Origin of the sequence: Flintibacter sp. HCN-6482 (assembly GCF_037892565.1) — a bacterium.
Lineage (GTDB): Bacteria > Bacillota > Clostridia > Oscillospirales > Oscillospiraceae > Lawsonibacter > Lawsonibacter aceti.
On record NZ_JBBKBK010000001.1, the window covers coordinates 802,764 to 827,797 of the forward strand.

Below are 25,034 nucleotides of genomic sequence, written 5' to 3' on the forward strand. Positions count from 1 at the left end.
GAAAAGGCGGCCCCTCTATTCGGATGGCAGAGGGGCCGCCCTTTGGTTCCCGCTTGTCTACACGCCCATGGTACTCGTTTCCGGCAGGGTAGAGCCCCCGTCGATGACGAACTGGGCGCCGGTCAGGTAGCTGGCCTCGTCGCTGGACAGGAAAGCGGCCAGCTCGCCCACCTCCCTGGGATCGGCCAGCCGCCCCAGGGGAATGGAAGCGGCGATGCCATCAATGACGGACTGGGGGTTCTCCGGGCAGGACTGGTCCGCCATCCCCCGGACCATTGGGGTCAGGACATAGCCTGGGCAGATGGCATTGACATTGACACAGGGAGCGAACTCCCGTGCCAGGGCTTTGGTCAGCCCCACCAGGGCGGCTTTGCTCATGGCGTAGGCCGCCTCCCCCGGATCGGCTACCATATCGCCGGTGACAGAGGACATGATGACGATTTTGCCCCACTTGCGCTCCACCATACCGGGCAGCACAGCCTTACAGGTGTTCCAGGCCCCCTTCACGTTGATGTCCAGGTGGGCATCCCGGTCCTCGTCGCTCTGGGTCAGAAAGTCCCCCAGGCGGCAGATGCCCGCGTTGGACACCAGAATATCGATTTGGCCAAACTCCTTCACCCCCGCCTCATAGCCGGCACGGACGCTGTCCATATCGGACACATCCATGCGGACGGCCACAGCCTGGGCTCCCTCGGCGCGGAGCTGGGCGGCCATATCCTCCACCCCCTGGCCGCGGGCGGCCAGCACCACTCTGGCGCCGTGCTTGACAAAGGTGCGGGCGATGCCCTCTCCGATGCCTTTGGAGGCTCCGGTAATTAAGGCTGTCTTTCCATCCAGTTTACCCATTTGAAACACTCCTATCTTTTGAAAAGGGGCCCGGTATTCACCGGACCCCTAACTTGGCTCAAATCACAGCTTCATGATCCAGTTGTGGGGATCGGCCAGGCGGCCCCACTGGATGCCGGTCAAATTGTCGTACAGCTTCTGGGTCAGCTCACCGATCTGATTGCCGCTGATGGTGACCTTCTTGCCCTCCATGGCCAGCTCGCCGATGGGGGAGACCACGGCGGCGGTGCCGGTGCCCCAGGCTTCCTCCAGAGTGCCATCCTCGGCGGCCTGGAACAGTTCCTCATAGGAGATGCGGCGCTCCTCCACCTCGTAGCCCCAGTCCTTCAGCAGCTGGATGCAGGAGCGACGGGTGATGCCGTCCAGCACGGAGCCATTCAGGTCGGGGGTGAGGATCTTGCCGTTCACCTTGAACATGACGTTCATAGCGCCCACTTCCTCGATGTACTTGCGGTGGACGCCGTCCAGCCACAGCACCTGGCTGTAGCCCTGCTTCTCGGCCCGGTCGCCGGCCCGGAGAGACGCGGCGTAGTTGCCGCCGGTCTTGGCCATGCCGGTGCCGCCCTTGACGGCGCGGACGTCCTCGCTCTCCACATAGATCTTGACAGGAGCCAGCCCCTCAGGGTAGTAGGCGCCCACCGGGCAGACGATAACGATGTACTGGACATGGTGGGAGCTGTGGACCCCCAGGGCGGGATCCGTACCGATCATGAAGGGCCGGATATACAGGGAGGTGCCCTCTTCATGGGGGACCCAGTCCCGCTCCAGTTTGACCAGCTCCGTGATGCCGGCCAGGGCCAGTTCCTCAGGAATCTGAGGCAGGCACAGACGCTCGGCGGACTTGTTCATCCGGGCAATGTTGTCCAGGGGCCGGAACAGCTGGATAGTGCCGTCGGCGGTGCGGTAAGCCTTCAGGCCCTCGAAGATCTCCTCCGCATAGTGCAGGACCTTGGCGGCGGGGTCAATCTGCAGGGGGCCGTAAGGAACGATGCGGGGATCGTGCCAGCCCTGGCCCTCGTCATAGTCCACAATAAACATATGGTCCGTCATGCTCTTGCCGAACACCAGGGTGGAGGAAGCGGGCTTTTCCTTCAGCACCGAGGCGCGGGTAATTTTGATATCTACCATTGGTGTATCCCTCCTAAGCTTTTGTTGATGTGCTTTTTATTATAACAGTCTTTTCCTTTTGGCGCAACAAAAATATCGTTCGGACGGTTCTGATGGACAGCCCCCTTTTGCTCTTGTTTTCCCGTCGTTTATTTGCTATAATAAAATATCTTTGTTTACCTCGTTTTGGAGTGATCTCGTCTTGATCGCCCCGCCTCTGCGTGACGCTGGCGGGGCATTTCCTGGGAGGAGGAATCTCTTTTGAACCGTAAGATCGCCCAGCTGTTTCAGCCCAGGCTGCAGCTCTACTTCGTCTGTCTGATCGTCTTCGCCCTGCTGTCCGCCCTCTATTCCGTCCCCCTGGCGGTGACAGAGCTGGTCATTGTCCTGGGCCTTGGCCTGTATAACCGGGAAAACAGCCGCCGCCGGCGCCGGGAGATTGGAAAATATCTGGACAGTGTCACCGGTACGGTGGATACCGCCACCAAGGACACCATGGTCAACTCTCCCCTGCCCATGATTATTTTCCGGCCGGAGAGCGACGATATTATCTGGACCAACGACCGCTTTCTCCAGCTCACCGGCCAGGGACAGCGGGAGCATATGTTTGATGCCAAGCTGGCCTCCCTAATCCCCGGCTTTGACACTCGGTGGCTCATGGAGGGCAAGAGTGAATGCCCCACCGAAGTGGAGTACGGCGGACGGCGCTTCTGGGTCTTTGGCCACCTGGTCCGCACCGGCGGCCGGGGGGGCGGCTTTCTAGCCACCACCTATTGGGTGGATATCACCGAGTTCTGCCTGATACGGGACAAATTCAACGCCTCCCGGCCGGTGGCGGCCGTTCTGCTCATCGACAATTACGAGGACCTGATGAAGAACCTGACGGAGAATGAGCGATCCAGCATCCTGGCTGAGATCGACAACCGGCTGGATGAATGGGTGGCCCAGACCGGAGGCCTGCTCCGCCGCTACCAGCGGGAGCGGTACCTGTTTCTCTTTGAGGAGCAGTACCTGGACCAATTTGTGGAGCGGAAATTTGATGTGCTGGACACCGTCCATCAGGTGGTCAATCCCAGCGGTATCAACGCCTCCCTGTCCATCGGTATCGGCAAGGACGGGGACTCCTACAAGGAACTCATGTCCTTCGCCAATCTATCCATCGACATGGCCCTGTCCCGCGGAGGCGACCAGGCAGTCATCCGCAACAAGTTTACCTTCGAGTTCTATGGTGGCCGCTCCAAGGAGACGGAGAAGCGGACCAAGGTAAAGAGTCGGGTCATGGCCAACGCCCTGTCCTCTCTGATCTCCGACTCCTCCCAGGTGTTCATCATGGGCCACAAATTCCCGGATAACGACGCTGTGGGCGCCGCCGCCGGCGTGTGTGCCCTGTGCCGGAAAAACGGGACCCCTGCCCATATCATCCGGGATCCGGGGTCTCCCCCCGCCCAGGAGCTCATTGATCGGCTGTCCACCCTGCCGGAGTACCAGGACTGCTTCCTAGCCCCACAGGATGCCCTGCTCATCGCCGATACCCGGTCCCTGGCTGTTGTGGTGGACACCAATCGACCCGAGCAGGTCCAGGCGGAGGAGCTGCTCCAGTCCTGTAACCGGGTGGCGGTCATCGACCACCACCGCCGGGCCGCCACCTATATCGAGGGGGCCGCGCTCAACTACCACGAGCCTTACGCCTCCTCCGCCTCTGAACTTGTCACGGAGCTGCTCCAGTACATTATGGAGCCCAACCAGCTTCTCCGGGCCGAGGCGGAGGCCCTGCTGGCGGGCATCGTGCTGGACACCAAGAACTTTACCATGCGCACTGGCGGACGCACCTTTGAGGCGGCGGCCTTCCTTCGCCGCTCCGGAGCCGACACCGCCGAGGTGAAAAAGCTCTTTCAGAACGACCTGGCGGGAACCATCGCCAAGTACTCCATCATCCAGAACGCCCGGCTGTATCGGGACCATATCGCCGTCGCCGTCTCCTCCGCCCCTGTGAACCGGGTGGTGGCGGCCCAGGCGGCGGACGAGTTGCTGAATATCATCGGCATCGACACCTCCTTTGTGCTCTCCAAGGATGGGGAGCAGGTGAACATCTCGGGCCGCTCTATGGGAGAAACCAATGTCCAGGTCATTCTGGAACAACTGGGTGGGGGCGGAAACGCCGCCGCCGCGGGCGGCCAGGTCACCGGCAAATCCCTGGAGGAGGTGGCGGCCGAGCTGGCCCAGGCCATCGACCGGTATCTGGACTCGTAAACAACCACTCCCGCCCCACCGGGGCGGACTCACAGAAAGGATATGAACCGTATGAAAGTTATTCTTCAGCAGGACGTGAAGGGCCAAGGCAAGAAGGGCCAGCTAGTGGATGTGTCCGACGGCTACGCGCGCAATTTTCTGCTCCCCAAAAAGCTGGCGGTCATCGCCACCGCCGAAAATCTGAACACCATGAAGCAGCAGGAGAAGGCTAGGAAGGCCCAGGAGGCCGCTGAAAAGGCGGAGGCCGAGGCCACGGCTAAAAAGCTGGAGGGGCTGACTGTCAAAATCGCCGCCAAGGCCGGCGAGGGCGGACGGCTCTTCGGCGCCGTCACCGCCAAGGAGGTCTCCGAGGCCCTGGCAGACCAGCATGGCATCACCATTGCCAAGGCCAAGCTGGTTCTGGACGAGCCCATCAAGGCATGCGGCGGCTATCAGATTCGGGCCAAGCTGGGCTATGAGGTCAACGGCACGGTCAATGTGGCAGTCAGTGAGGCGTAACCCCCTTTTCCCCTCCCCTCTGTGGCTGTGGCCACAGCGCGACAGTGGTCGGAGGACAGGGTCAATCTAAAATTTTTCCTGCGCCGGTCGATGAAAGGGCCGGCCAGAGGTCTGTAAAAGGAGATTTTCAAGGGCCTTGGCTCTTACGCGGCGGGATGTCCAACTCCCGCCCATAGACTGTCCCAATGAAAGGTGGTGGAGTCCTTTGGCTCTGGATGACAACGAGCTTCTGATGAAGCAGCTGCCCCACTCGGTGGAGGCGGAGCAGGCTGTGCTGGGCTCTATCCTGTTTGATCCCCAGTGCGTGCCTGAGGTCATCGACAAGCTGCGGCCCGACGACTTCTACCTCCGTCAGAACCGTGAAATTTACGAGACCATCTACTCCATGTTCAACTACTCCCTCACCATTGATCCGGTGACGGTGCTGGAGAACATGAAGCAGCACGGCTACTATACCGACCAGTCCCGGAGCTATCTGCTTCAGCTCATCGACATCACTCCCACGGCGGCCAATGTCAAAGAGTACATCGATATCATCAAGGATAAGACGCTGCTCCGCAGGGTGGCCGAAACCGCAGGCGACCTGACGGAGATGATCCACCAGGGCACTGACACCGGGCAGGATATCCTGGAGGCGGCGGAACAACGTATCTACGCCATCCGCCAGGGCCGCTCCTCCCGTGGGCTCACCCCCATCTCCGACGTGCTGTTCGATGTCTACGACCGGTTAAGCGAGTTAGCCGCCAGCGACAGCGCCGTTCCCGGCCTGTCCACCGGTTTGAAGGATTTGGACCGGGCCATCTCCGGCCTGAACAAATCCGACCTCATCCTGTTGGCCGCCCGGCCCGGCATGGGCAAGACCTCCATGGCCCTGAATATTCTGCTGGACGCGGGCAAAAGATCGGGAAAAAAAGTGGCCTTCTTCTCCCTTGAAATGAGCCGGGAACAGCTGGCCCTCCGCCTCATCGCCAGCGAGTGCTTTATCGACAACAAGAAGCTGGTCACCGGGAAGCTGACAGAGGAGGACTGGGAGAGCGTGGCAGCCGCCGCTGACTCCCTCAGCCGGTCCACCATTCTGATTGACGACGACTCCACTGTCACCGTGGCCGATATCAATGCCAAGTGCCGTCGGGTGGAGGACCTGGGCCTGGTGGTCATCGACTACCTTCAACTGATGCAGTCCGCCGGAGGCAAGAGCCGCTCTGGGGACAACCGGCAGCAGATCGTGTCCGACATCTCCCGCTCCTTAAAGATCATGGCCAAGGAGCTGAATGTGCCCGTCCTGTGCCTGTCCCAGCTCTCCCGCGCCAACGAGGGCCGCACCGACAAGCGGCCCATGCTGTCCGACCTCCGGGAATCGGGCGCCATCGAGCAGGACGCTGACATCGTACTGTTCCTCTACCGGGACGGCTACTACAACAAGGACTCAGAAAATCCCAATGAGGCCGAGTGCATCATCGCCAAGAACCGCCACGGGGAGACGGGCACCGTCTATCTCCAGTGGCAGCCCCAGTTCACTACTTTCAGCGACATGGAGTGGCAGCACTCAGAATATTGAGCCGCCGCCAGGAGGATCAGCTTTGATGGAGTCCATGGAAAAATTCATTGCCCACCTGGGCCTGATCCCCCCCGGCAGCCATGTGCTGTGCGCGGTCTCCGGCGGGGCCGACTCCGTCTGCCTGCTCCACGCCCTGTATCATCTTCGGGCGGAGCTGGACTTCACCCTGTCCGCCGCCCACTTTGACCACCAGCTTCGGGGGGAGGAGTCCCGCCGGGACGCCGATTTCGTGGCCCAGTTCGTAGCCCTCTGCTGCGGTCCTCAGCGCCTGCCCGACGGCTCTCAGCTCCCCGCTGTCCCCCTGTTTTCCGGCTCCGGCGACGTGTCTGCCCAGGCCGCACAAATGGGAATTGGGACGGAGGAGGCCGCCCGTCAGATGCGTTACGCCTTTCTCCACCGGGCCGCTCAACAGGCAGGCGCCACCCTGATCGCTACCGCCCACACCGCCGACGACAACGGGGAGACCATCCTGTTTCACCTGGCCAGGGGCACCGGGCTTCGGGGACTGGGCGGCATCCCACCGGCACGGGACGGCGTGATCCGCCCCCTGCTCACCACCACCCGGCGGCAGGTGGAAAACTATCTGGCCTACTACGGCCTGCCCCATGTGGAGGACTCCTCCAACCAGGATGACAGTTATAGCCGCAACCGAATCCGACACCAGATAATGCCTGTGCTGGAGGGGCTGTTCCCCAATTTTGCCGCTCGGCTGGCGGACAACGCCGCCCTTCTTCGGGCGGATGAGGACTATCTCACCTCCCTGGCCCGGGACCAGGCCGGTCAGGCCCAACAGAGTGGGGACTGCCTGTCCATCCCTGTACAGACACTGTTAGACCTGCCGGATCCCGTGGCCGCCCGGACTATTAGAGTCCTGTTGGGCCAGCTCAACGGGGGCGACCAGGACTGTGGGGCTGTCCATCTCCACGCCCTGTTGGACCTGTGCCGTTCGCCCCGCCCCTCCGCCCGGCTGGACCTGCCCTGGGGCCTTACCGCACGGAGGGAGTATGGATTGCTGGTCCTCGCCCGTCGGAGCAGCCCTCCGCCGATGGAGCCAATCCATCTGCCCCTTCCCGGCGAGATCCGGGTCGGGGACTGGCAGGTGGTCTGTGGGGCGGAGCGGTATATCGGCCAGCCCCAGGGTCCCCTGGAGTTCTATTTAAGCCAGGAGGCTGTGTCCTCCCTTACTGTCCGCCCCCGCCAGACAGGGGACCGGCTGACTCTCCTGGGGCGGCCGGGCAAATCCATCAAAAAATGGTTTGTGGACGAAAAGGTGCCCCGGCACCTTCGGAACCAAGTGCCGGTCTTTGCCCAGAACGGGGTTGTAGCCGCCGTGGCCGGGCTCGGTCCTGATGCCGCCTGCCTTCCCCAGCCGGGTGAAAGGTCATGGCACATCTCCCTGACCCGGCTGCGCCGTCCGGAGGAATAAACTGGAAAGGAAGAATTACCTTATGCTAGAGAAAGATATCCAGGAAGTTTTGTTCAGCGAGGAGCAGCTGAAAACTCGGGTCAACGAGATCGCCCAGGAAATCGAGCGGGACTACGCTGGCAAGGAGATCATGCTCATCAGTGTGCTCCGAGGCTCCTTTATTTTTATGGCTGACCTATGCCGGGCCATCGATTTGGACTGCACCCTGGACTTCATGTCCGTTTCCTCCTACGGCAAGGGTACCTCCTCCAGCGGACAGGTGCAGATTACCAAGGACCTGTCTGAAGACATCTCCGGCCGCCACATCATTGTAGTGGAGGATATTCTGGACAGCGGCAACACCTTAAGCTACCTGCTAAAAATATTGGAACATCGGCATCCCGCCTCCATTCGTCTATGCACCCTGCTGGATAAACCAGATCGCCGGGTAAAGCCTGTGGAGGTCCACTACTCCGGTTTCACCATCCCAGATGCCTTTGTGGTGGGCTATGGGCTGGATTATGCGGAAAAATACCGCAATCTGCCTTATATCGGCATTCTGAAACCGGAGGTATATGGTGGATAGCCCCCTGTTCCCCCACCTCCGCGCAGCCAAGGGGAGTGTTTTGGCGGACCCTCCCTGTGGATCTCTGCCGCCGGAAAGGACATGATCCCATTATGAAACGAATGAGCTCCCGCGACCTGACCCTCTATCTGCTGGTCATCCTGTTGATGGTCTTCGCTGTCACCAGCCTTCAGCAGATGAACCGGACGGAGGCCCCTACCTACAGTCAGATCCGGTCCTACTTCCTCCAGGAGCAGGTCCAGTCCTTCACCCTGAAGGACAACACCCTGCGCCTGACGCTTCGAGGCGAGGGTGACCAGACCACCACGGTCACCTATGAGATGTCCGACCAGGCCCTCACCTACTTCTATATGGATATGCGTGAGCTCATTGACGACCAACTGGCCGCCGGCATCCTGGAGAGCTATGACTATCCCCCTGGACTGGCCAACTCCTGGTGGTACAACTGGCTGCCCTCCCTCATCGTCCTGCTCTCTGTGGGCTTTCTGCTGTTTGTCCTCTACCGTCAGCGGATGGCCAGCATGGGGGGCGGAGGAGGCGCACCTGGCGCCTCCCGCTTTGGCCATGCCCGGACCAAGACTTTGTCGGACCAGGGGAAGAAGGTCACCTTTGACGACGTGGCCGGGGCCGAGGAGGAGAAGGAGGAACTCCAGGAGATTGTGGAGTTCCTCCGTGACCCCCAGAAATTCACCGCTCTGGGGGCCCGCATCCCCAAGGGCGTACTGCTGGTGGGCCCTCCGGGCACCGGCAAGACTTTGATTGCCAAAGCTGTGGCCGGCGAGGCGGGAGTCCACTTCCTGTCCATCTCCGGCTCCGACTTTGTAGAGCTGTATGTGGGTGTGGGCGCCAGCCGGGTCCGGGACCTGTTCGATCAGGCAAAGAAAGACGCCCCCGCCATCGTCTTTATTGATGAGATCGACGCTGTGGGCCGCCAGCGCGGCGCCGGCCTGGGGGGCGGCCACGACGAACGGGAGCAGACCTTGAACCAGCTGCTTGTGGAAATGGACGGCTTTGGCTCTAACGAGGGGGTCATCGTCATGGCGGCCACCAACCGCCAGGATATCCTGGACCCCGCCCTCCTCCGCCCCGGCCGGTTCGACCGGCAGATCTATGTGGGTCTGCCTGATATCAAGGGCAGGGAGGAGATCCTGAAGGTCCACGCCAAGAAGAAACCCTTGGCAGAGGACGTATCTCTCAACCAGATTGCCCGGTCCACTGCCGGTTTTACTGGCGCCGACCTGGAAAACCTGCTCAACGAGGCGGCGCTGCTGGCCGCTCGGGAGGACAAGCGGTTCATCACCATGTCCGACCTCCATGAGGCCATGCTGAAGGTCATCGCCGGACCCGAAAAGAAGAGCCGGGTGGTCACGGAGCACGCCCGGAAGCTCACCGCCTATCACGAGGCGGGCCACGCGGTGGTCATTCATGACCTGGACAGCCAGGACCCAGTCCATCAAATCACCATCGTCCCCCGTGGTCCCGCCGGCGGCATGACCATCTCCCTGCCTAGCGAGGACAAGGCCTATCTGTCCCGCCGTGAGCTGGAGGAGCGCATCGCCGTCTGCCTGGGCGGCCGGGTGGCCGAGCAGTTGGTGCTGGGAGATATCTCCACCGGCGCCTCCAGCGACATCCAGAAAGCCTCCCAGACCGCCCGGGCCATGGTCACCAAGTACGGCATGAGCGACAAGCTGGGGACCATCGCCTATGGCAACGAGAGTGACGAGATCTTTATCGGCCGCTCTATGGCCCAGGCCCGCACCTACTCGGAGGAGGTGGCCGGTCAGATCGACCAGGAGGTCAAAGCCATTGTGGACCGGGCCTACACCCGGTGCGAGGATATCCTCACCCGGCGCCGGAAGGAACTGGACACGATTGCCCAGTACCTGCTGGAGCACGAGACCATGGACGGACAGGAGTTCGCTAAAGTCTTTGAAGCGCAGGCATGAAAAAGAAGGCCGCCCCGCGCTGTGAACGGGGCGGCCTTTTCTCTACCAATATCGCTCACAAAAAGGGAGCGGGTCCACATGGCCCGCTCCCTTTCTTATGCTCAAATCACGTCGCAGCCGATCTCGTTCAGCTTCTCATCCACCCATGGGCGGATGTAGGTGCCCTTGGTCAAAATATCCTCCATGATTTTGGCCTCCTTCTCCATGGTGGCGCGGGTCTTTTCCAGCACCTCCTGGGCCTGCTCAGGCGGAATGACGATCAGGCCGTCCTGGTCCCCCACTAGAATGTCGCCGGGGCGGACCACCCGGCCGCCGATGACCACTGGGACATTGATCTCACCAGGCCCATTTTTATAGGGGCCGTTGGGGGTAGTGCTTTTGGCGTAGATGGGCATATCCATCTCACACAGAGCCTCCTGGTCCCGGATGGCTCCATCCACCACCAGGCCGGCTACCCCCCGCACCTTGCAGTAGGTGGCCATCAGTTCGCCAAAGATAGACCGGTCATCAAAGCCGCCAGCGTCGATAACAATGACGTCGCCCGGCTTGGCCAGATCCATGGCCTTGTGGAACATCAGGTTATCCCCCTGGGGCACCTTGATGGTAAAGGCAACCCCTACCAGGGGAACCTTGTTCAGCGGCCGGATGCTCTGATGGACAGCGGCAGTGCGGCCCATGTTGTCGTCAATGTTGGCCACCGGCATTCCCCGGAAGGCCTCTACCAGCTTCGGATCAGGGCGGACAAAATCCGTCACTACTTTACAGCCAATGTTGCTCATACTTTCTCTCCTATCTGTGCCATCGCCGCGGCGATGTTTTTCACTGCCTGGGCCAGCTGGTCGTCCGCCGCCGCGAAGGAGAAGCGGATGCGGCTGCCCGTCTTGTCCCCATAGGACACGCCGGGCACACCTACTACCTTGGCCTTTTCCATAATAAACTCGCACACCTGATTGGAGTCCATACCGGGGATCTCAAAATTAGTCCAGGCGTAGAAGGCCCCCTCTGGCATCTCACAGTGGACGCCAGGGATCTGGTTCAGCCCGTTGACGAAGAGGTCGCGGCGCTGCTGATAGCGGCGGCGCATTTCCTCGATCTCCTCGCCGCAGTCAAAGGCCACGGCGGCAGCCTTCTGGATAAACCCGCTGGTGCAGCTGATGGTGTGGGAGAAGAGCATCGCCGCCATAGAGGCGATCTTGGGGTCAGCGGCCAGGTAGCCGATCCGCCAGCCTGTCATGGCCACGCTCTTGGAGAAGCCGTTGACTGTGATGACACGGTCGGCAATGTCGGGGAAGGAGGCGGGGCTCACGTTTTCCTGGCCGTCAAAGAGGATGCGCTCGTACATCTCGTCGGAGAGCAGCACCAGGTCGGGGTGATTGAGCATGAATTGGCGCAGCACCTGGGCCTCTTTCTGGGTAAGCACCCGGCCAGTGGGGTTGTTGGGGTAGTTGATAATGAGCATCCGGGTCTTGGCGCTCACCTTCTCCTCCAGCAGCTCCAGGGTAATGCGGTAGCGATCCTCATAGGCAAGGTCCACCTCCACCGGAACGCCGCCGGATGCCTGGATGATGGAGGGGTAGGACACCCAGCCCGGAGTCAGGTACATCACCTCATCCCCGGCGTTTACCAGGGCCCGGACGGCGATATAGATGGCGTACTTTCCGCCGGGGGTGACTACCACGCCGCTGGGGTCGTAGTGGCAGCCGTTCTCCCGCTCCAGCTTGTCAGCGATGCGCTGGCGCAGCTCCGGCAGGCCGGGACCTACGGTATAGTGGGTAAAACCCGCATTGATCTGGCGGAACAGCTCGTCACAGATCTTCTTGGGGGTGTCAAAGTCAGGCTCCCCGCCGGCCAGGTCGATGATTTCCGGGTCCTGGGCCTTCAGCTTTTTAGCCTTTGCCATGGTTTCCATGGAGGCGGAGGGCTTCATCTGCAAAATATACTTGTTGAATTGCAGTGCCATAGCTCTATTTCTTTTCCTTTCTGCCCATTGGGGCGGTCAGTAGGCAACAAGGACCCCGGCTCTGGACAGCCGGAGCCCCTGTTCACTCATCTGGGTTGTTTACGGGAGCTCAGTCGGCGTCAAAAACCTTCTTGTCCAGCTCGCCCAGGGAGTTGGACACCACCACAGTGCCTACCAGGTCATCAATATTGTTGGCAGTGGTGTGGAAGGGATCAATCACAGGCCAGATGGCGGCCAGGATGGGGATCAGAGTCAAGGGCATCCCCAGGGTCTGGAGCAGCACAGTAGACATGACCACGCCAGCCCCCTTGACGCCGGCGGCGCCGATGGAGATAATCAGACCCAGGAATACAAACTGGATCAGGCTTCCCAAGGTAATCTCATAGCCGTACAGATTGGAAGCAAAGACGCTGATGACGCCCACAGCCACAGCCATTCCGTTCATATTACAGGTGTTGCCCAGAGGAAGGGTAAAACCGTAGATCTTCTCCGGTACGCCCAGCTTGCTGTCGGCAATCTTCATGGAAACGGGCAGGGTAGCGGCGCTGGAGGAGGTAGAGGCGGCTACGATGATGGCCGGCGCGATCTTCTTGAACAGGCGCATAGGATTGACCCGGCCCAGGACAGCGGCGATAATGGGCTCCATCAGGAACATGACCAGCAGGCAGCACACCCAGTCAGTAGTGATGAAAACGATGACCTGCTTCATCATGTTGGCGCTGATCGTAGTGACCATGTCGGCAATCAGGGCCATGATGCCGATGGGAGAGAAGGCCATGACATACTCGGTCATCTTCAGCATAGCCTCGGCCCCCTGGTCGACGAGATCCACCAGGCGCTTCACCCGGTCGCCCAGTACCAGTAAGACGCAGCCCATAAAGATGGCGAAGAAGATGATCTGAAGGGTATTGCCCTCGGATAGGGAAGTAAAGATATTTTCCGGGATCCACGACACCATGTTGTCGATGAAGTTGTACTCAACAGCCTCACCAGCCTCGGAGGTCAGCAGGTCGGTAACTCCCTTGCCGGGCTGGGTGATCACGCCTCCAATCACGCCCACAGCGGACGCCAGGGTAGAGGTAATCATGTAATAGATCACGATACGGACGCCCACCTTGCGGAGCATTCCCACATCGCCCATCTTACACACGCCATTGATCAGGGTAAGCAGAACCAGGGGCGCTATGAGCATCTTCAGCAGACGCAGGAAGATATCGCCGAGGAAGCTGATGTAGGGTACGATATCTGGCACTGCCACACCAATAATAGCGCCTATGGCAATGCCTATCAGGATCTGGACCCAAAGGGGTATTTTTTTTAGCATTTCTCTCTTCTCCTTTTTCATATGATGGGTACTCGCCCCTGACCAGCCGCCGCTCAATTTTCCGCTCTTTTGCCGGCCTGGGGTCCGGCTCTCTCTGACACCACCGTCCAGAGGCGGAGACGGAAAGAGCAGTTCCACTATGCACATAATAGATGAGAGTTTCGTTCTATTTCAAATATTTTTTGTATTATTGCTCTATAATTTTAAAGTTATATATGCTATAATATTTAGTGTGGAGGTGACCCCAATGGAAAAAAACATGGAGTATATCTACCAGATCTATTTGGACGGCAGCTTCAGCCAAGCCGCCAAGAATCTATATATTTCCCAGCCAGCTCTCAGCGCGATCGTAGCTCGGACCGAGCGCAGCCTGCACGCCACTCTGTTTGACCGCTCTCAGAAGCCCATCCGCCCCACTCAGGCTGGGGAATACTATATCAGCTGCATCAAGCGATTTCAGGCCATCGAGCAGGAGATGTCAGAGTATTTCGATAATTTAAGCCAGGGAGAGCACGGCTCCCTGGCGATTGGGAGCGGCACGTTTTACTGCACCTATGTACTGCCTGAACTAATCCAGCAGTTCCAATCCCTGCACCCTGCCGTCCAGGTCAATCCTGTGGAAACCAGCAGTAACCGGGGCCTGCAGATGTTGACCCGGGGCCAGTTGGACTTTAGTTTAGATGTAAATGAAATTCACGACTGTGCTTTGGAGAGCACAGTCGTGGCCCAGGAGCATATGGTCCTGGCTGTCCCGGCCCAGCTGCCCTGCAACGAAAAGCTTCGGCGCTACCGGCTCACCTTTGACGAGGTGCGCCGGCGGCTCCATTTAGATGATCATGTCCCCCCTGTGGATATGGCCGCCTTTCGGGACGAACCTTTTATCTCTCTCAAACCGGGCAATCACAGCCACGACCTGCTGCAAAAGCTGTGTGAGTCAGCCGGTTTTACTCCCAAAGTAATCCACTACATGGACCAGTTGCTCACAGCCTACTATCTGTCTAATGAGGGGTCTGGCATCACCGTTATTCGGGATTCTTCCCTCTACCGGGTCGCTCCCTCTTCTAACCACTTTTTTTACCGCCTCCCGCCGGAGCTGTCTACCAGAAACATCTATCTCACTTACCGCAAACAGGAAGGCAGCCGGGCTCTGATTCAGCTGTTTGTGGACTACATGATTACTCAGTCAGACCGCTTTTTCCCCTCAGAACGCGACAGCGGATAAATTTTCTTTTTCTTATAAATTTCATATTATAGGAATATAACATAATTAGTATTATTTTTGTGGGAATTATCCAGCTACTCCTTCTTCATTTTTGCAATTTCTTAACGATAAGGATTCACTTTTAACTTGACTCCGCTTTTCTTTGTATTGAATTCTCCGATTGGGCGGACACCGTCAAAATAAAGGGCGGGGGACTGTCAAAGTCCTCCGCCCTTTATTGCTTAATCACACATATCCATACATTCCCCGGACGGACACCTCCCCGGAGGAAAATGCCTCCTCTGTTCCGTCCGGAAACTGGACCAGAAGGTCAAAGCCGTCGTCCACCGCAACGGCGAATCCCTCTCGCCGGGAGATGGGCGTGATGACCTGGACCTGCCTGCCAATGGTGATGCAGTCGGCCCTGTACTTCTCCAAATATTCGCCCTGGTTTTGCGGAAAACCGGCATAGGCTCGGTCCAGGGCCCGGATAATCTGAACCGCCAGCTCCGACCGGCGTACCGGCCGCCCCAGAGTCAGGGCCAAAGAAGTGGCCATATCCCGGATCTCCGGGTCAAAGTCCCCGGCGCTCTGGTTCACATTGACCCCGATTCCGGTAACCAGATAGTCCAAATCGTTGCTCTCACTAACCAGCCCCAGCTCCGTGAGGATCCCCACCAGCTTTTTCCCGTTGAGGATGATGTCGTTGGTCCACTTGATCTGGGGACGGAGCCCGCAGGCAGCCTGGATGCCATCGCACACTGCCACCGCCACCCAGGCGGTAAAATTAGCCACCTGGGCGGGCTCCAGCCGGGGCCGCAGCAAGGCGGAGAGATACAGCCCCTTCCCCCGGGGCGACTGGAAAGAGCGGCCCCTGCGGCCCCGGCCTCCGGTCTGTTCCTCCGCCGTCACTACCAGTCCCTCGGCCGCGCCGGCCATAGCCTGACGCTTGCACTCTGTGTTGGTGGAGTCGATGACATCCAGGCACAGCAGGCTGCCGCCCACCAGAGAGCCGGACAGGGGGCCGGACAACTCCCCCGCCCGCAGTCGGTCAGGGCCCGCCTCCAGCCGATAGCCCCGGTTTGGGGCGGAGGAGATAGTGTACCCCTCCTGCCGCAAGCCCTCAATGGCCTTCCATACGCCCGCTCGGCTGATGCCCAGCTCCCGGCTCATCGCCTCCCCGGACAAATAGTCTCCCTGCCGCTCCCGCAGCAGGGATAGAACCTTTTCACGGCTCATGCCCCGCCCTCCAAACAAAGTTTTCTTTCATTATACGGCCCAGGACACCAGTCGTCAACCGGCCTCTCCTCTTGGAAACAGAATCAGCCATAAAAAACCGGGGAGCGGAATCCCGCTCCCCGGACAACTATCTTACTGCTCGTCTTCAATAATACCATAGTCCCCATCATACCGGCGGTAGACCACGGCGAAGGCCCCACCGGCCTCCTCGTCCTTAAAGGCGAAGAAGCTGTGCCCCAGCAGATTCATCTGCAAAATAGCCTCGTCCCGGCTCATAGGCTTGATAGGGAAGGTCTTGCTCCGGACGATGCGGTACTCGCCCTCCTCCGGCTCCTCTGGGGCGAAGGAGGAGACCTCCGCCGCATCCACCGCCCGCTCGAAGGCCCCTTGGCGCAGCCGCTTCTCCAGCCGGGTCTTGTTCTTCCGAATCTGACGCTCCAGGGTGGTTACCGCGGCGTCGATGGACGCCTGCATATCAGAGGTACTCTCAGATACCCGGAAAATAGTGCCGCTGGAGCGGATGGTGATCTCCACCCTGTTCAGCCGCTCCTTCTCCACACTGAACGTGATCGAGGCGGTGGCATCCTCCTTAAAAAAACGGTCCAGCTTTCCCACCTTTTTCTCCGCGTACTTGTGGATGAAGTTGGGCAGGGTCACCTTTTTGTCCGTGAACACAAATTTCATAACTTTCGCTCCTTTCGCCCTATCAGGCAAGGTATAGCGACGGGAGGGACTCACCTCTCCAGCGGAGAGGGAGTTCCCTCCCACCGTTAATCTATTATACCACAAGCACGAAAAATATCCATAGGCTTTTGTTAATTTTTTCTAAATTTTCCTGGACCTATCCCTTTATCCGCTGTCCGCCGATCAGCACCGTCTGGACCCGGCTGAACAGATTGATGGGGTGGCCGGAGGTGATGACGATATCCGCGTCCTTCCCCGGCGTCAGGGAGCCCACCCGGTTATCGATCCCGGCAATCTGAGCGGGGTTGATGGTGATGGCGGCCAGGGCGGCCTCCGGGTTCATGCCACCTTTCACCGCCATGGCGGCACACAGGGCCAGGTGCTGGACCGGCACCTCTGGGTGGTCGGTACAGATGGCCGTCTTGACTCCGTGGAGCGCGAGGACCGCCGGGGATTCGATGGTCATATTGGCCAGCTCCGGCTTGGACCGGTCCCCCAGGCAGGGCCCGGTAATGACAGGCACCCCCTCCTGGACCAGCAGTTCGGGGATCAGATGGGCTTCCGTGCCGTGGACGATGACGCACTTCAGTCCGAACTCCTTGGAGATACGGATGGCGGTGGCAATGTCGTCCGCCCGGTGGGCGTGAATGTGGACGGGCAGCTCCCCTCGGACCACGGGCAGCAGGGCCTCCAGCTTGGCGTCATAGTCGGGCTTGTCCTCCTCCTCGTCCTCCGCGGCTCGTTCCAGCTTCTCTCCATACTCCAGGGCCTTGGCCAGGTTTTCCCGGATGATGGCGGCGGTAGCCATACGGGTGACCGGGGTTTCATGCCGCTCGTTGTAAACGCATTTTGGATTTTCTCCCAGAGCCAGCTTCATGGCCGCCGGTGCCTGGACCACCATGGCGTCCACCCACTTTCCGGTGGTCTTAATGGCGGCGAACTGACCGGAGATGGGGTTGGCGGAGCCCGGCCCGGTGAGTACGGTGGTGACACCGGCCTGACGGGCCTCCTCAAAACACCGGTCCAGCGGATTGACCGAGTCTATGGCCCGGAGGTGGGGGGTACAGGGGTCGGTAGCCTCGTTCCCGTCGTCGGCCTCAAAGCCCAGGGCGTCACCGAACATCCCCAGATGACAATGGGCGTCAATAAAGCCGGGCAGGATATGGCCCTGGCGTGCGTCCAGGGTCTCTCCCTCCCAGTGGTCGGGGCACTCCTCCATAGGCCCCACCTTGGCAATCTTGTCCCCAGACACGGCCACATATCCGTTGGGGATGGTTAGGCCATCCATGGTGTGGACGGTCCCATTGATAATAAGCATATTTTCCTCCACTGACAGGAAGCGACAAAGGCTCCCATTGACTCTTTTGAGATATTTTGTTACAGTTAAAACGGCTCGACCAATATGCTTCCCCACGGTATCTTTCTTCCCGTGGGACTGAACGCCCCATACGGGGCGTTTTCTTTTGTGAAAATCAGGGCCGCCGCATATGCGGCGGCCCTGTCATATCCCGCTTACCGGCGGCCGCCTCCCCGGCGGTTCCCGCCCTTTTTTTCAATATAGCGCAACTCGGACAGCTTGCTGTCTGACGACTGCATGAACTGCTTGAGCCGGTCCTCAAAATCGCTGGGTTCCTTGGGGGCGGGCCGGGCAAAGCCCATGGGCCGTCCGCCGCCCTGACTGGGGCGGCCGCCTCCGTTGGGACGGGGGCCACGCTGGGGGGGCGGAGCCACCTGCTTGATGGACAGGTTGATCCGGTTGGCTTGGTCGATGCCGATGACCTTCACTTTGACCTCCTGCCCCTCCTGTAGGTGGTCGGACACCTCGTTGACATAGGAATAGGCGATCTCTGAAATATGGACCAAGCCGGATCTTCCCTCCGGCAGGGACACGAAGGCCCCAAACTTTGTAATTCCCGTTACCTTACCGTCCAAGATGGACCCAACACCAAACTCCATAACTGACCGAAATATCCTCCTTGTAAATTTCCCCGCGCCGCCACACACAGATTACGGCGCTGGAGAGCCCGTTTGACTGGATCGCTCAGTTGGCCACATCGATATAGACGATCTCATCCTGCTTCACATGGCCCTTTTCCCGGGCCACCTGCTCCAGCATCTCAGGATCGTCGCTGTTTTCGATGGCGGCCTCCAGCTCCTGGTTTTCCAGCCGCTGGTCGCTGACCTGCCGGGCCAGCGTATCCCGCTGGACTTGGGCTGTCTGTATCTGGCCCCTCAGGTCCAGAAGAGAGGTGGCCATATAGATCAGCAGGGCCAGCACCACGATTTTGGTCAAAAACCCAGCTCGCTTCAGCTTCATAGACATCCTCTCCTCTCTCCCTGGCGGCTCGTCGGCGGACCGCGCGCTCCATCTCCTCGGTTTTCTGTCCTATTCTATACCATTTCACGCCGGAAAGAAAGGTATTTTTCGCAAGTTTTCCGAATTTTTTTAAAACAGCCCTCCCCAGGGCCAGCGGGAAGGTCAAAATTCCCAAAAGGAATGTGACGATATCCGCCATAAAGTAGCCCAGCTTCAAAAACCAGGGGCTGATCACCCAGAAGTATACCCCTCCCCCCGCCATGCAGAACAAGGCGCCGTAGAAACGGATCTGTCCCCCCCAGGCCCCCTGGGACCAGAGAAACAGAGTCCCCGTGGCCACCAGCCAGAACACCAGATCCAGCAGGGGACCCACCACGGGCAGCTTCACCCGGACTCTCAGAATACGGAACAGGTCGTACAGCAGCCCAAACAGCGCCCCCAGCGCCAGAGCCTGGCACAGAGCCTGACCCTGCTGAACGGTATCGATGGTCATCTGCCGAATAGGCGGCCCAGCAGACCGCCCTGCTCCCGCCCGCCGCTCTCGTAGATCAGGGCGTTCACCGTCCCCTCGACCTTCAGATCTCCTCCGTCCAAGGACAGCTTTTCGATGTGGAGCCCCTCCCCCTGGATCTCCAGCCCCCCCTGGGCAGTTGTCAGGAAGATGGCGCTCTCGTCAAAGCTTTCCACCTCCTCCACCCCCGATATCATTAGCTGCTCCCGGTCCTCTAGGATCACATGGTGGCCTGTGTCCGGCCGAAGCTTCTCATTTTCATAGGCCATGTTTTCACCCCCTTTTGCTCCATCCTATGGGACAAGTGGGGGCTTTTATGCCTGTTTTTCGCCGCTGCTCTCCCTTCCAGAAAAGATCGTCTGGAAATCTGCCCGTTCTTAGTGTACAATAGGTTTTGTTCATGCGAATCCTATTGGAAAAGGTTTGATTGTATCATGGTAAAAGCCATTTTTTTTGATATCGACGGCACTCTGGTTAGCTTCCAGACCCACACAATTTCTCCCGCTGTCTTGGAGGGCCTCCACCGCCTGCGGGAGAAGGGAATCCGGTTATTCCTGTCCACAGGCCGCCACAAAGTCATGAGTCAGTCGGTCCGGGATCTCTTTCCCTTCGATGGCTGCATCACCCTCAGCGGCCAATACTGCTTTGCTCAGGACCGGGTGCTTCGAAGCGTCCCCTTCGCTCCGGAGCGGGTGAAAGCTCTGGTGGAGCTGATGGAGCATTCCACTATCCCCTGTATCTTTTTGGAGGAGGAGGACTGCTACCTTGTAAACCCGGGGCCGCGGGCTCAGGTGTTCCCCAAGCAGCTAGCTGTCCCCCTCCCCCCCTCCGCTCCCGCCCGGCGGGCGGAAGGGCGACAGGTGTTTCAGGCCACCGCCTTCCTCACCCGGGAGGAGCAGCAGGCTTTAGGAGACCCCTTCCCAGGACTGGAGGTCATGCGCTGGCACCCAGATTTCGTGGATATTATTTCCCCAGGCGGCGGCAAGGACCAGGGTATGGACGCCATTTTGGACTTCTTCGGCATCTCCCTGGAGGACACCATGGCCTTCGGCGATGGGGAAAACGACATTCCTATGCTCCGCCACGCCCATGTGGGAGTAGCCATGGGCAACGCCGACGCTCTCGTACGCTCTCACGCCGACTTTGTGACCGGGACAGTGGATGAGGACGGTATTTTGTCCGCTCTGGAACATTTCGGTCTGCTGTAGCCCCCGTCTTTTACACATAATTTACAATTTCCTGTGGATTTTCTTCCCTGGTCCGTGTACAATAAAGACAAGAATCGGCACCGAAGGAGGAACTGTTACATGAAGCTTACGTTTTTTGGCGCGGCCCACGCGGTCACCGGCAGCTGCCACTGTCTGGAAGTCAACGGCAGGAAGATCCTAATCGACTGCGGTCTCCAGCAGGGCCGGGACGAGCACGATGACAACGCCCTGGATTTTTCCCCCAGCTACATCGACTATGTTTTGGTCACCCACGCCCATATCGACCACTCCGGCCGCATTCCGCTGCTGGTCAAGGAGGGCTTTTCCGGGCCCATCTATACCACCCGGCTCACCGCCCAGCTGCTGTCCATCATGCTCCGAGACTCCGCTCATATTCAGGAGAGCGATGCCCAGTGGCAGAACCAGAAGGGAAAGCGGGCCGGCCGGGAGGAGGTAGAGCCCCTCTACACCCTGACAGACGCGGAGGAGGCCCTCCAGCTCCTCAATACCCAGGAGTACGGACAAATCTTCGAGCTGTGCGAGGGTGTAGAGGTCCGCTTCTGCGACGCCGGCCATCTGCTGGGCTCCTCCTGTGTGGAGATCTGGGCCACTGAGAACGGTGTCACCAAGAAGCTGGTCTTCTCCGGAGATCTGGGCAACGTAGACCAGCCTGTCATCCGGGACCCCTCCTTTGTGACAGAGGCGGATTATGTCATCATGGAGTCCACCTACGGCGACCGGAACCACCAGCCCCCAGAGAGCTATACCGAGGCCCTGGCCGCCCTCATTGACGACGTGTTTTCCAAAGGTGGCAACATTGTTATCCCCTCCTTTGCCGTAGGCCGTACCCAGGAGCTGCTCTACTTCCTCCGAGAGATCAAAAATGAGGGGATGGTCAAATCGGTCCCCAACTTTACCGTCTGCGTGGACTCTCCCCTGGCCGCTGAGGCCACCAAGATCTACGCTGGCGATCTTCACGGCTACCTGGACGAGGAGGCAATTGCCGTCCTGCAGGGTGGCGACAACCTGTTCACTTTCCCCGGCCTGACCCTGACCCAGTCTACCGAGGAATCCAAGGCTCTCAATATGGACAAGAGCTCTAAAATCATCATCTCCGCCTCCGGTATGTGCGATGCCGGCCGCATCCGCCACCACCTGAAGCACAACCTATGGCGCCCCGAATGCGCTGTGGTCTTTGTGGGCTATCAGGGGGAGGGCACTCTGGGCCGCCGTCTGCTGGAGGGGGCCAAAAGTGTAAAGCTTTTTGGTGAGGAGATCGCCGTCCGGGCCCGGATCCTGAATTTCCCCGGCCTGTCCTCTCACGCCGACCGGGATCACCTGCTGGACTGGATCGGCCATTTCTCCCCCAAGCCGGACCAAGTGTTCGTGGTACACGGGGATAGTGAGATCACAGACCTCTTTGCAAATGATTTGAATGAGCGGGGCATCCCCGCCCACGCGCCTCTCTATGAGGAGGTCTATGATCTGCTGGGAAATCGTATGCTGGCAAAGGGCGTTGTTCTGGAGAGCAAGCGGACCACAGGCGGCGCCTCCGCTCCCTCCGCCGCCTTCCTGCGGCTACAAGATGTGTCCAAGGACTTGGCCGACCTTATCAGCCGCAGCCGGGGCCGTTCCAACAAGGATCTGTCCAAGCTGGCCGATCAGCTTCGGCAAATCATGGACAAGTGGGAATAGAGAGGCGTTTGAGCCGCCGCGAGCAGCGCGGATGGACCGGAGCGAAGGTTCGCTCCTGCTGGCAGCGGCGCCCTTCCCCAACTATGACAGTAAGAACGGAGAGTTTTTATGGAGATCGACCGCAGAGAACTGAAAAGGCAGGCTAGGGAGGCCATTCGGGGCTCCCGTCCTTCCTTCTGGGTGGTCACCTTGGTATATCTGCTGATGACCACTGGTGTTTCCACACTGGCCGGCCTGCTTGTTCCGGCCCCGGACACAGGAAACATCAGTCTGCCGGCTTTGTTCCTTTCCATCCTCCTCTCCCTGTACTCCACGGTAGTTGGCTTTGGCTTTACGCTATGGTCCATGTGGACCTCCCGGAAGCTGTCTCCCGGACTGGGCGCCCTAGCCGATGGCTTCTCCGTGGCCCTGCTGGTTATCATGACCTCCATTCTGATCTTTCTCCACACGCTGGCCTGGTCCCTGCTGTGCATCCCCGTCGTCTGGCTGGTCCTAATTCCGGTTCTTCTCTCCCCAGGCCTCTCCTTCCTTGTGATCCCCGTTCTAATTGCCGGCATCATGATTTTCTCTTATTGGGTCTCTCTGCGCTACGCCCTGGCCTACTATTTGCTGGCCGACCACCCTGACTACGGGGCCTTCGCCGCGGTCCGCCGCAGTGTGGAGCTGACGCGGGGCTGGAAGTGGGAGATGTTCAAGCTGGCCTTTTCCTTCATCGGCTGGGAACTGCTTGACCTGCTTCTCTACTCACTGGCACTACTTCTGGTTCTGGTCCAGGGCGGTTTCTTCCAGTCTCTTTCCCTGGAGCACTACGGGGATGCCTACATGGTCTATCAGATTATCCTCTCCTATCCCCGCTCCGCCCTTCTTCTCCTGCTGGCCTCCATCCCGGTAAAGCTGTGGCTCTATCCCTATCGCTCCGTGACCATGGCCGGCTTCTACGACGCCCGGCTGCGCCTCCAGCGGGAGGGTTCTGTGGAGATGCCCCCTCTCTGAACATCCAAAGCTACCCGCCAGGACCTCTAGGTCCTGGCGTTTTTTAGAGGCTTCCTTAGTTTTGGAACATTCGTTTGACATTCGTACAAATGTATGATAAAATACATCTAAATTTTAGTGTGTAATTTTCTGTCCGTCTGCCGAAAGGAGCCCTTGCCATGGCCAAACTGACCGCCAAGCAGCAGCAGATCTATGACTATATCCTCTCCTTTACCAATCAGCACGGCTATCCCCCTTCGGTCCGGGAGATTGGCGCGGCGGTGGGACTGAAATCCCCCTCCACCGTCCACTTCCACATGAAGGGGCTGGAGGAGGCCGGTGTCATCGTCAAGGCAGAGGGCAAGACCCGCGCCATCTCCCTGCCGGGGGCATCCATGGGCCCGGTGGCAGAGGAGGAGGACCCCCACGCCAACCAAATACCCATCCTTGGCAATGTAGCCGCCGGCACCCCTATCCTGGCCCAAGAGTGTATTGAGGACTACCTCACCTTCGACACTGCCGGTCTGTCCGGGGAGCACTTCGCCCTCACGGTCCGGGGCGAGTCCATGCTGAACGCCGGGATTCTGCCCGGTGACCTGGTGGTGGTCCACCGCCAGCAGGAGGCCCGGAATGGTGAGATCGTAGTGGCCCTTTTTGAGGATGAGGCCACCGTCAAAACCCTTCATAGAAAAGACGGCCGCACCTGGCTTCTTCCCCAAAACCCTGATTACCCGCCTATCGACGGCACCAAAGCCGAGATAGTCGGCAAGGTGGTGGCGGTAGTCCGACGGTACTAATTTTGTCCCTCTGCGGCCGGTCATGCTCCCCATGGCCGGCTTTTTTCGTTGACAATCCCAGGTCCTGTCCAGTATACTGAACAGGCAAACAGAGGGAGGCGAGAAGGGTCGTGACCAAGAAGGAGCTTCTGGACCGCTGCGCCCGTGACGGGGCGGAGCGGGTGCTGCTGGCCCGTGTGCTGGACAAGCTGGAACTGGCTCAGGACCGGGGCATCCCAGCCCATACCCCCTTTCTCTCGCCGGGTGAACAGGCCTCTGTCACCGATTTACTCAACGCCTGGGGGCAGCCCCGCCATATCTTTTGGGGTGGCTTTCCCGGCGCAGAGCGGGCCCTGTGCGCCTTCCTCCCCGACTGGCAGGATGAGAACGACCTCCTGTTGGACCCAGAGGGACCGCTGGCCGCATTGGAGGCCGCCTTCCCTCCCGGTTCCGAGTTAAGCCACCGGGATATTCTGGGCTCCCTTATGGGCCTGGGGTTGACGAGGGAAAAGCTGGGGGACATCTTGCTCCCTGGCGACAGGACCTGTCAGGTGATCCTGCTCCGGGAGGTACTGCCCATTCTCCTCTCCCAGTGGGAGTCCGCCGGGCGTTGGCGGTTAAAGCTCCGGGAAATTCCTCTGGCTTCCCTTTCCCCTGGAGAGGCGAAGGTAAGGCTCATCCGGGACACAGTCGCCACCCCTCGCCTGGACGCGGTGCTTGCCGCCGGTTTTTCCCTGTCCCGCTCCAAAGCCATGGCCTATATCTCCGCCGGCAAGGCGGCCGTCAACCACCGGGAGTGTCTCAAAGGGGACAAGCTGGTGGATGTGGGAGACATTCTCACCTGCCGCGGACTGGGCAAGTGCGTGGTCCGGGAGATCCCCGGCCAGTCCAAAAAGGGACGGACCATGCTGGTATTGGAGAGATATATTTAAGCCGCCGGATAGGAGGGCA

Annotated in this window: 23 protein-coding genes and 1 pseudogene; 12 read left to right on the top strand and 12 right to left on the bottom strand. The window is 59.5% G+C overall.

Annotation, left to right across the window (positions count from 1 at the left end):
- Positions 1 to 57: 57 nt before the first annotated feature.
- Positions 58 to 846: an SDR family oxidoreductase UcpA gene (ucpA, locus tag WKS99_RS04020; RefSeq protein ID WP_186852296.1), complete on the bottom strand. Its 789-nt coding sequence runs from the start codon at positions 844 to 846 to the stop codon at positions 58 to 60.
- 63 nt (positions 847 to 909) lie between these two features.
- The gene (locus WKS99_RS04025; RefSeq protein WP_147572700.1) at positions 910 to 1,974 is read right to left on the bottom strand and encodes a branched-chain amino acid aminotransferase; all 1,065 of its coding nucleotides are present in this window, start codon (positions 1,972 to 1,974) and stop codon (positions 910 to 912) included.
- 240 nt (positions 1,975 to 2,214) lie between these two features.
- On the opposite strand from WKS99_RS04025, the gene WKS99_RS04030 reads away from it, so the two are divergent.
- The 6 genes from WKS99_RS04030 (at position 2,215) to ftsH (ending at position 10,196) form a co-directional block, all read left to right on the top strand.
- Positions 2,215 to 4,203 (top strand): DHH family phosphoesterase, encoded by a 1,989-nt coding sequence (locus tag WKS99_RS04030; protein ID WP_186852298.1) that lies wholly within the window; start codon positions 2,215 to 2,217, stop codon positions 4,201 to 4,203.
- Between the two features lie 51 nt (positions 4,204 to 4,254).
- Entirely contained in the window at positions 4,255 to 4,701 is a 447-nt protein-coding gene (rplI, locus tag WKS99_RS04035) for a 50S ribosomal protein L9 (protein WP_147572704.1), read from the top strand.
- Between the two features lie 205 nt (positions 4,702 to 4,906).
- Positions 4,907 to 6,259 (top strand): replicative DNA helicase, encoded by a 1,353-nt coding sequence (dnaB, locus tag WKS99_RS04040; protein WP_340405372.1) that lies wholly within the window; start codon positions 4,907 to 4,909, stop codon positions 6,257 to 6,259.
- Positions 6,260 to 6,284: 25 nt separating this feature from the next.
- Positions 6,285 to 7,685 carry a tRNA lysidine(34) synthetase TilS gene (gene tilS / locus WKS99_RS04045; protein WP_243200940.1) on the top strand — a complete coding sequence of 467 codons (1,401 nt, stop codon included), beginning with the start codon at positions 6,285 to 6,287 and terminating at the stop codon, positions 7,683 to 7,685.
- Positions 7,686 to 7,707: 22 nt separating this feature from the next.
- A complete protein-coding gene (gene hpt, locus WKS99_RS04050; RefSeq protein WP_147572708.1) occupies positions 7,708 to 8,250 on the top strand; it encodes a hypoxanthine phosphoribosyltransferase in 543 nt (180 codons plus the stop codon).
- A 92-nt stretch (positions 8,251 to 8,342) separates the two neighbouring features.
- Entirely contained in the window at positions 8,343 to 10,196 is a 1,854-nt protein-coding gene (ftsH, locus tag WKS99_RS04055; RefSeq protein WP_240288645.1) for an ATP-dependent zinc metalloprotease FtsH, read from the top strand.
- Between the two features lie 101 nt (positions 10,197 to 10,297).
- Here the strand turns inward: ftsH and WKS99_RS04060 are convergent, their stop codons facing one another.
- The 3 genes from WKS99_RS04060 to WKS99_RS04070 form a co-directional block, all read right to left on the bottom strand.
- Entirely contained in the window at positions 10,298 to 10,975 is a 678-nt protein-coding gene (locus tag WKS99_RS04060) for an RraA family protein (RefSeq protein ID WP_340405373.1), read from the bottom strand.
- Positions 10,972 to 12,156, bottom strand: coding sequence for a pyridoxal phosphate-dependent aminotransferase (locus WKS99_RS04065; protein ID WP_147572712.1), 1,185 nt, complete (start codon positions 12,154 to 12,156; stop codon positions 10,972 to 10,974). Before WKS99_RS04065 ends, WKS99_RS04060 begins: the two co-directional genes overlap by 4 nt.
- A 109-nt stretch (positions 12,157 to 12,265) precedes the next feature.
- Positions 12,266 to 13,480 (bottom strand): dicarboxylate/amino acid:cation symporter, encoded by a 1,215-nt coding sequence (locus tag WKS99_RS04070; RefSeq protein ID WP_147572714.1) that lies wholly within the window; start codon positions 13,478 to 13,480, stop codon positions 12,266 to 12,268.
- Positions 13,481 to 13,727: 247 nt separating this feature from the next.
- On the opposite strand from WKS99_RS04070, the gene WKS99_RS04075 reads away from it, so the two are divergent.
- A complete protein-coding gene (locus WKS99_RS04075; protein WP_186852302.1) occupies positions 13,728 to 14,702 on the top strand; it encodes a LysR family transcriptional regulator in 975 nt (324 codons plus the stop codon).
- Between the two features lie 225 nt (positions 14,703 to 14,927).
- Here the strand turns inward: WKS99_RS04075 and WKS99_RS04080 are convergent, their stop codons facing one another.
- The 7 genes and pseudogenes from WKS99_RS04080 to WKS99_RS04105 form a co-directional block, all read right to left on the bottom strand.
- Complete coding sequence (locus WKS99_RS04080; protein WP_340405374.1) at positions 14,928 to 15,920, bottom strand: biotin--[acetyl-CoA-carboxylase] ligase; 993 nt, start codon at positions 15,918 to 15,920, stop codon at positions 14,928 to 14,930.
- A gap of 132 nt (positions 15,921 to 16,052) precedes the next feature.
- Complete coding sequence (hpf, locus tag WKS99_RS04085) at positions 16,053 to 16,604, bottom strand: ribosome hibernation-promoting factor, HPF/YfiA family (protein WP_147572720.1); 552 nt, start codon at positions 16,602 to 16,604, stop codon at positions 16,053 to 16,055.
- A 157-nt stretch (positions 16,605 to 16,761) separates the two neighbouring features.
- The gene (locus WKS99_RS04090; protein ID WP_340405375.1) at positions 16,762 to 17,922 is read right to left on the bottom strand and encodes an amidohydrolase; all 1,161 of its coding nucleotides are present in this window, start codon (positions 17,920 to 17,922) and stop codon (positions 16,762 to 16,764) included.
- Between the two features lie 194 nt (positions 17,923 to 18,116).
- On the bottom strand, positions 18,117 to 18,560 hold the full coding sequence (locus WKS99_RS04095) for a S1 RNA-binding domain-containing protein (RefSeq protein ID WP_186852305.1): 444 nt from the start codon (positions 18,558 to 18,560) through the stop codon (positions 18,117 to 18,119).
- Between the two features lie 85 nt (positions 18,561 to 18,645).
- Positions 18,646 to 18,921, bottom strand: coding sequence for an FtsB family cell division protein (locus tag WKS99_RS04100; protein ID WP_147572725.1), 276 nt, complete (start codon positions 18,919 to 18,921; stop codon positions 18,646 to 18,648).
- Between the two features lie 235 nt (positions 18,922 to 19,156).
- Positions 19,157 to 19,414 (bottom strand): annotated as a pseudogene (gene yabQ, locus WKS99_RS13420) (spore cortex biosynthesis protein YabQ); the annotation flags it as partial.
- Positions 19,411 to 19,701 (bottom strand): YabP/YqfC family sporulation protein, encoded by a 291-nt coding sequence (locus WKS99_RS04105; RefSeq protein WP_147572728.1) that lies wholly within the window; start codon positions 19,699 to 19,701, stop codon positions 19,411 to 19,413. The pseudogene yabQ and the gene WKS99_RS04105, both read right to left, overlap by 4 nt.
- 165 nt (positions 19,702 to 19,866) lie before the next feature.
- On the opposite strand from WKS99_RS04105, the gene WKS99_RS04110 reads away from it, so the two are divergent.
- The 5 genes from WKS99_RS04110 (at position 19,867) to WKS99_RS04130 (ending at position 25,015) form a co-directional block, all read left to right on the top strand.
- Positions 19,867 to 20,640, top strand: a complete 774-nt coding sequence (locus tag WKS99_RS04110; RefSeq protein WP_186852306.1) for a Cof-type HAD-IIB family hydrolase — start codon at positions 19,867 to 19,869, stop codon at positions 20,638 to 20,640.
- A 99-nt stretch (positions 20,641 to 20,739) separates the two neighbouring features.
- Positions 20,740 to 22,335: an MBL fold metallo-hydrolase RNA specificity domain-containing protein gene (locus WKS99_RS04115; protein ID WP_147572730.1), complete on the top strand. Its 1,596-nt coding sequence runs from the start codon at positions 20,740 to 20,742 to the stop codon at positions 22,333 to 22,335.
- A 108-nt stretch (positions 22,336 to 22,443) separates the two neighbouring features.
- Complete coding sequence (locus WKS99_RS04120) at positions 22,444 to 23,328, top strand: DUF975 family protein (RefSeq protein WP_262669397.1); 885 nt, start codon at positions 22,444 to 22,446, stop codon at positions 23,326 to 23,328.
- Between the two features lie 158 nt (positions 23,329 to 23,486).
- Positions 23,487 to 24,104 carry a transcriptional repressor LexA gene (gene lexA, locus WKS99_RS04125; RefSeq protein ID WP_147572734.1) on the top strand — a complete coding sequence of 206 codons (618 nt, stop codon included), beginning with the start codon at positions 23,487 to 23,489 and terminating at the stop codon, positions 24,102 to 24,104.
- A 110-nt stretch (positions 24,105 to 24,214) separates the two neighbouring features.
- On the top strand, positions 24,215 to 25,015 hold the full coding sequence (locus tag WKS99_RS04130) for a YlmH family RNA-binding protein (RefSeq protein WP_147572735.1): 801 nt from the start codon (positions 24,215 to 24,217) through the stop codon (positions 25,013 to 25,015).
- Positions 25,016 to 25,034: the final 19 nt, after the last annotated feature.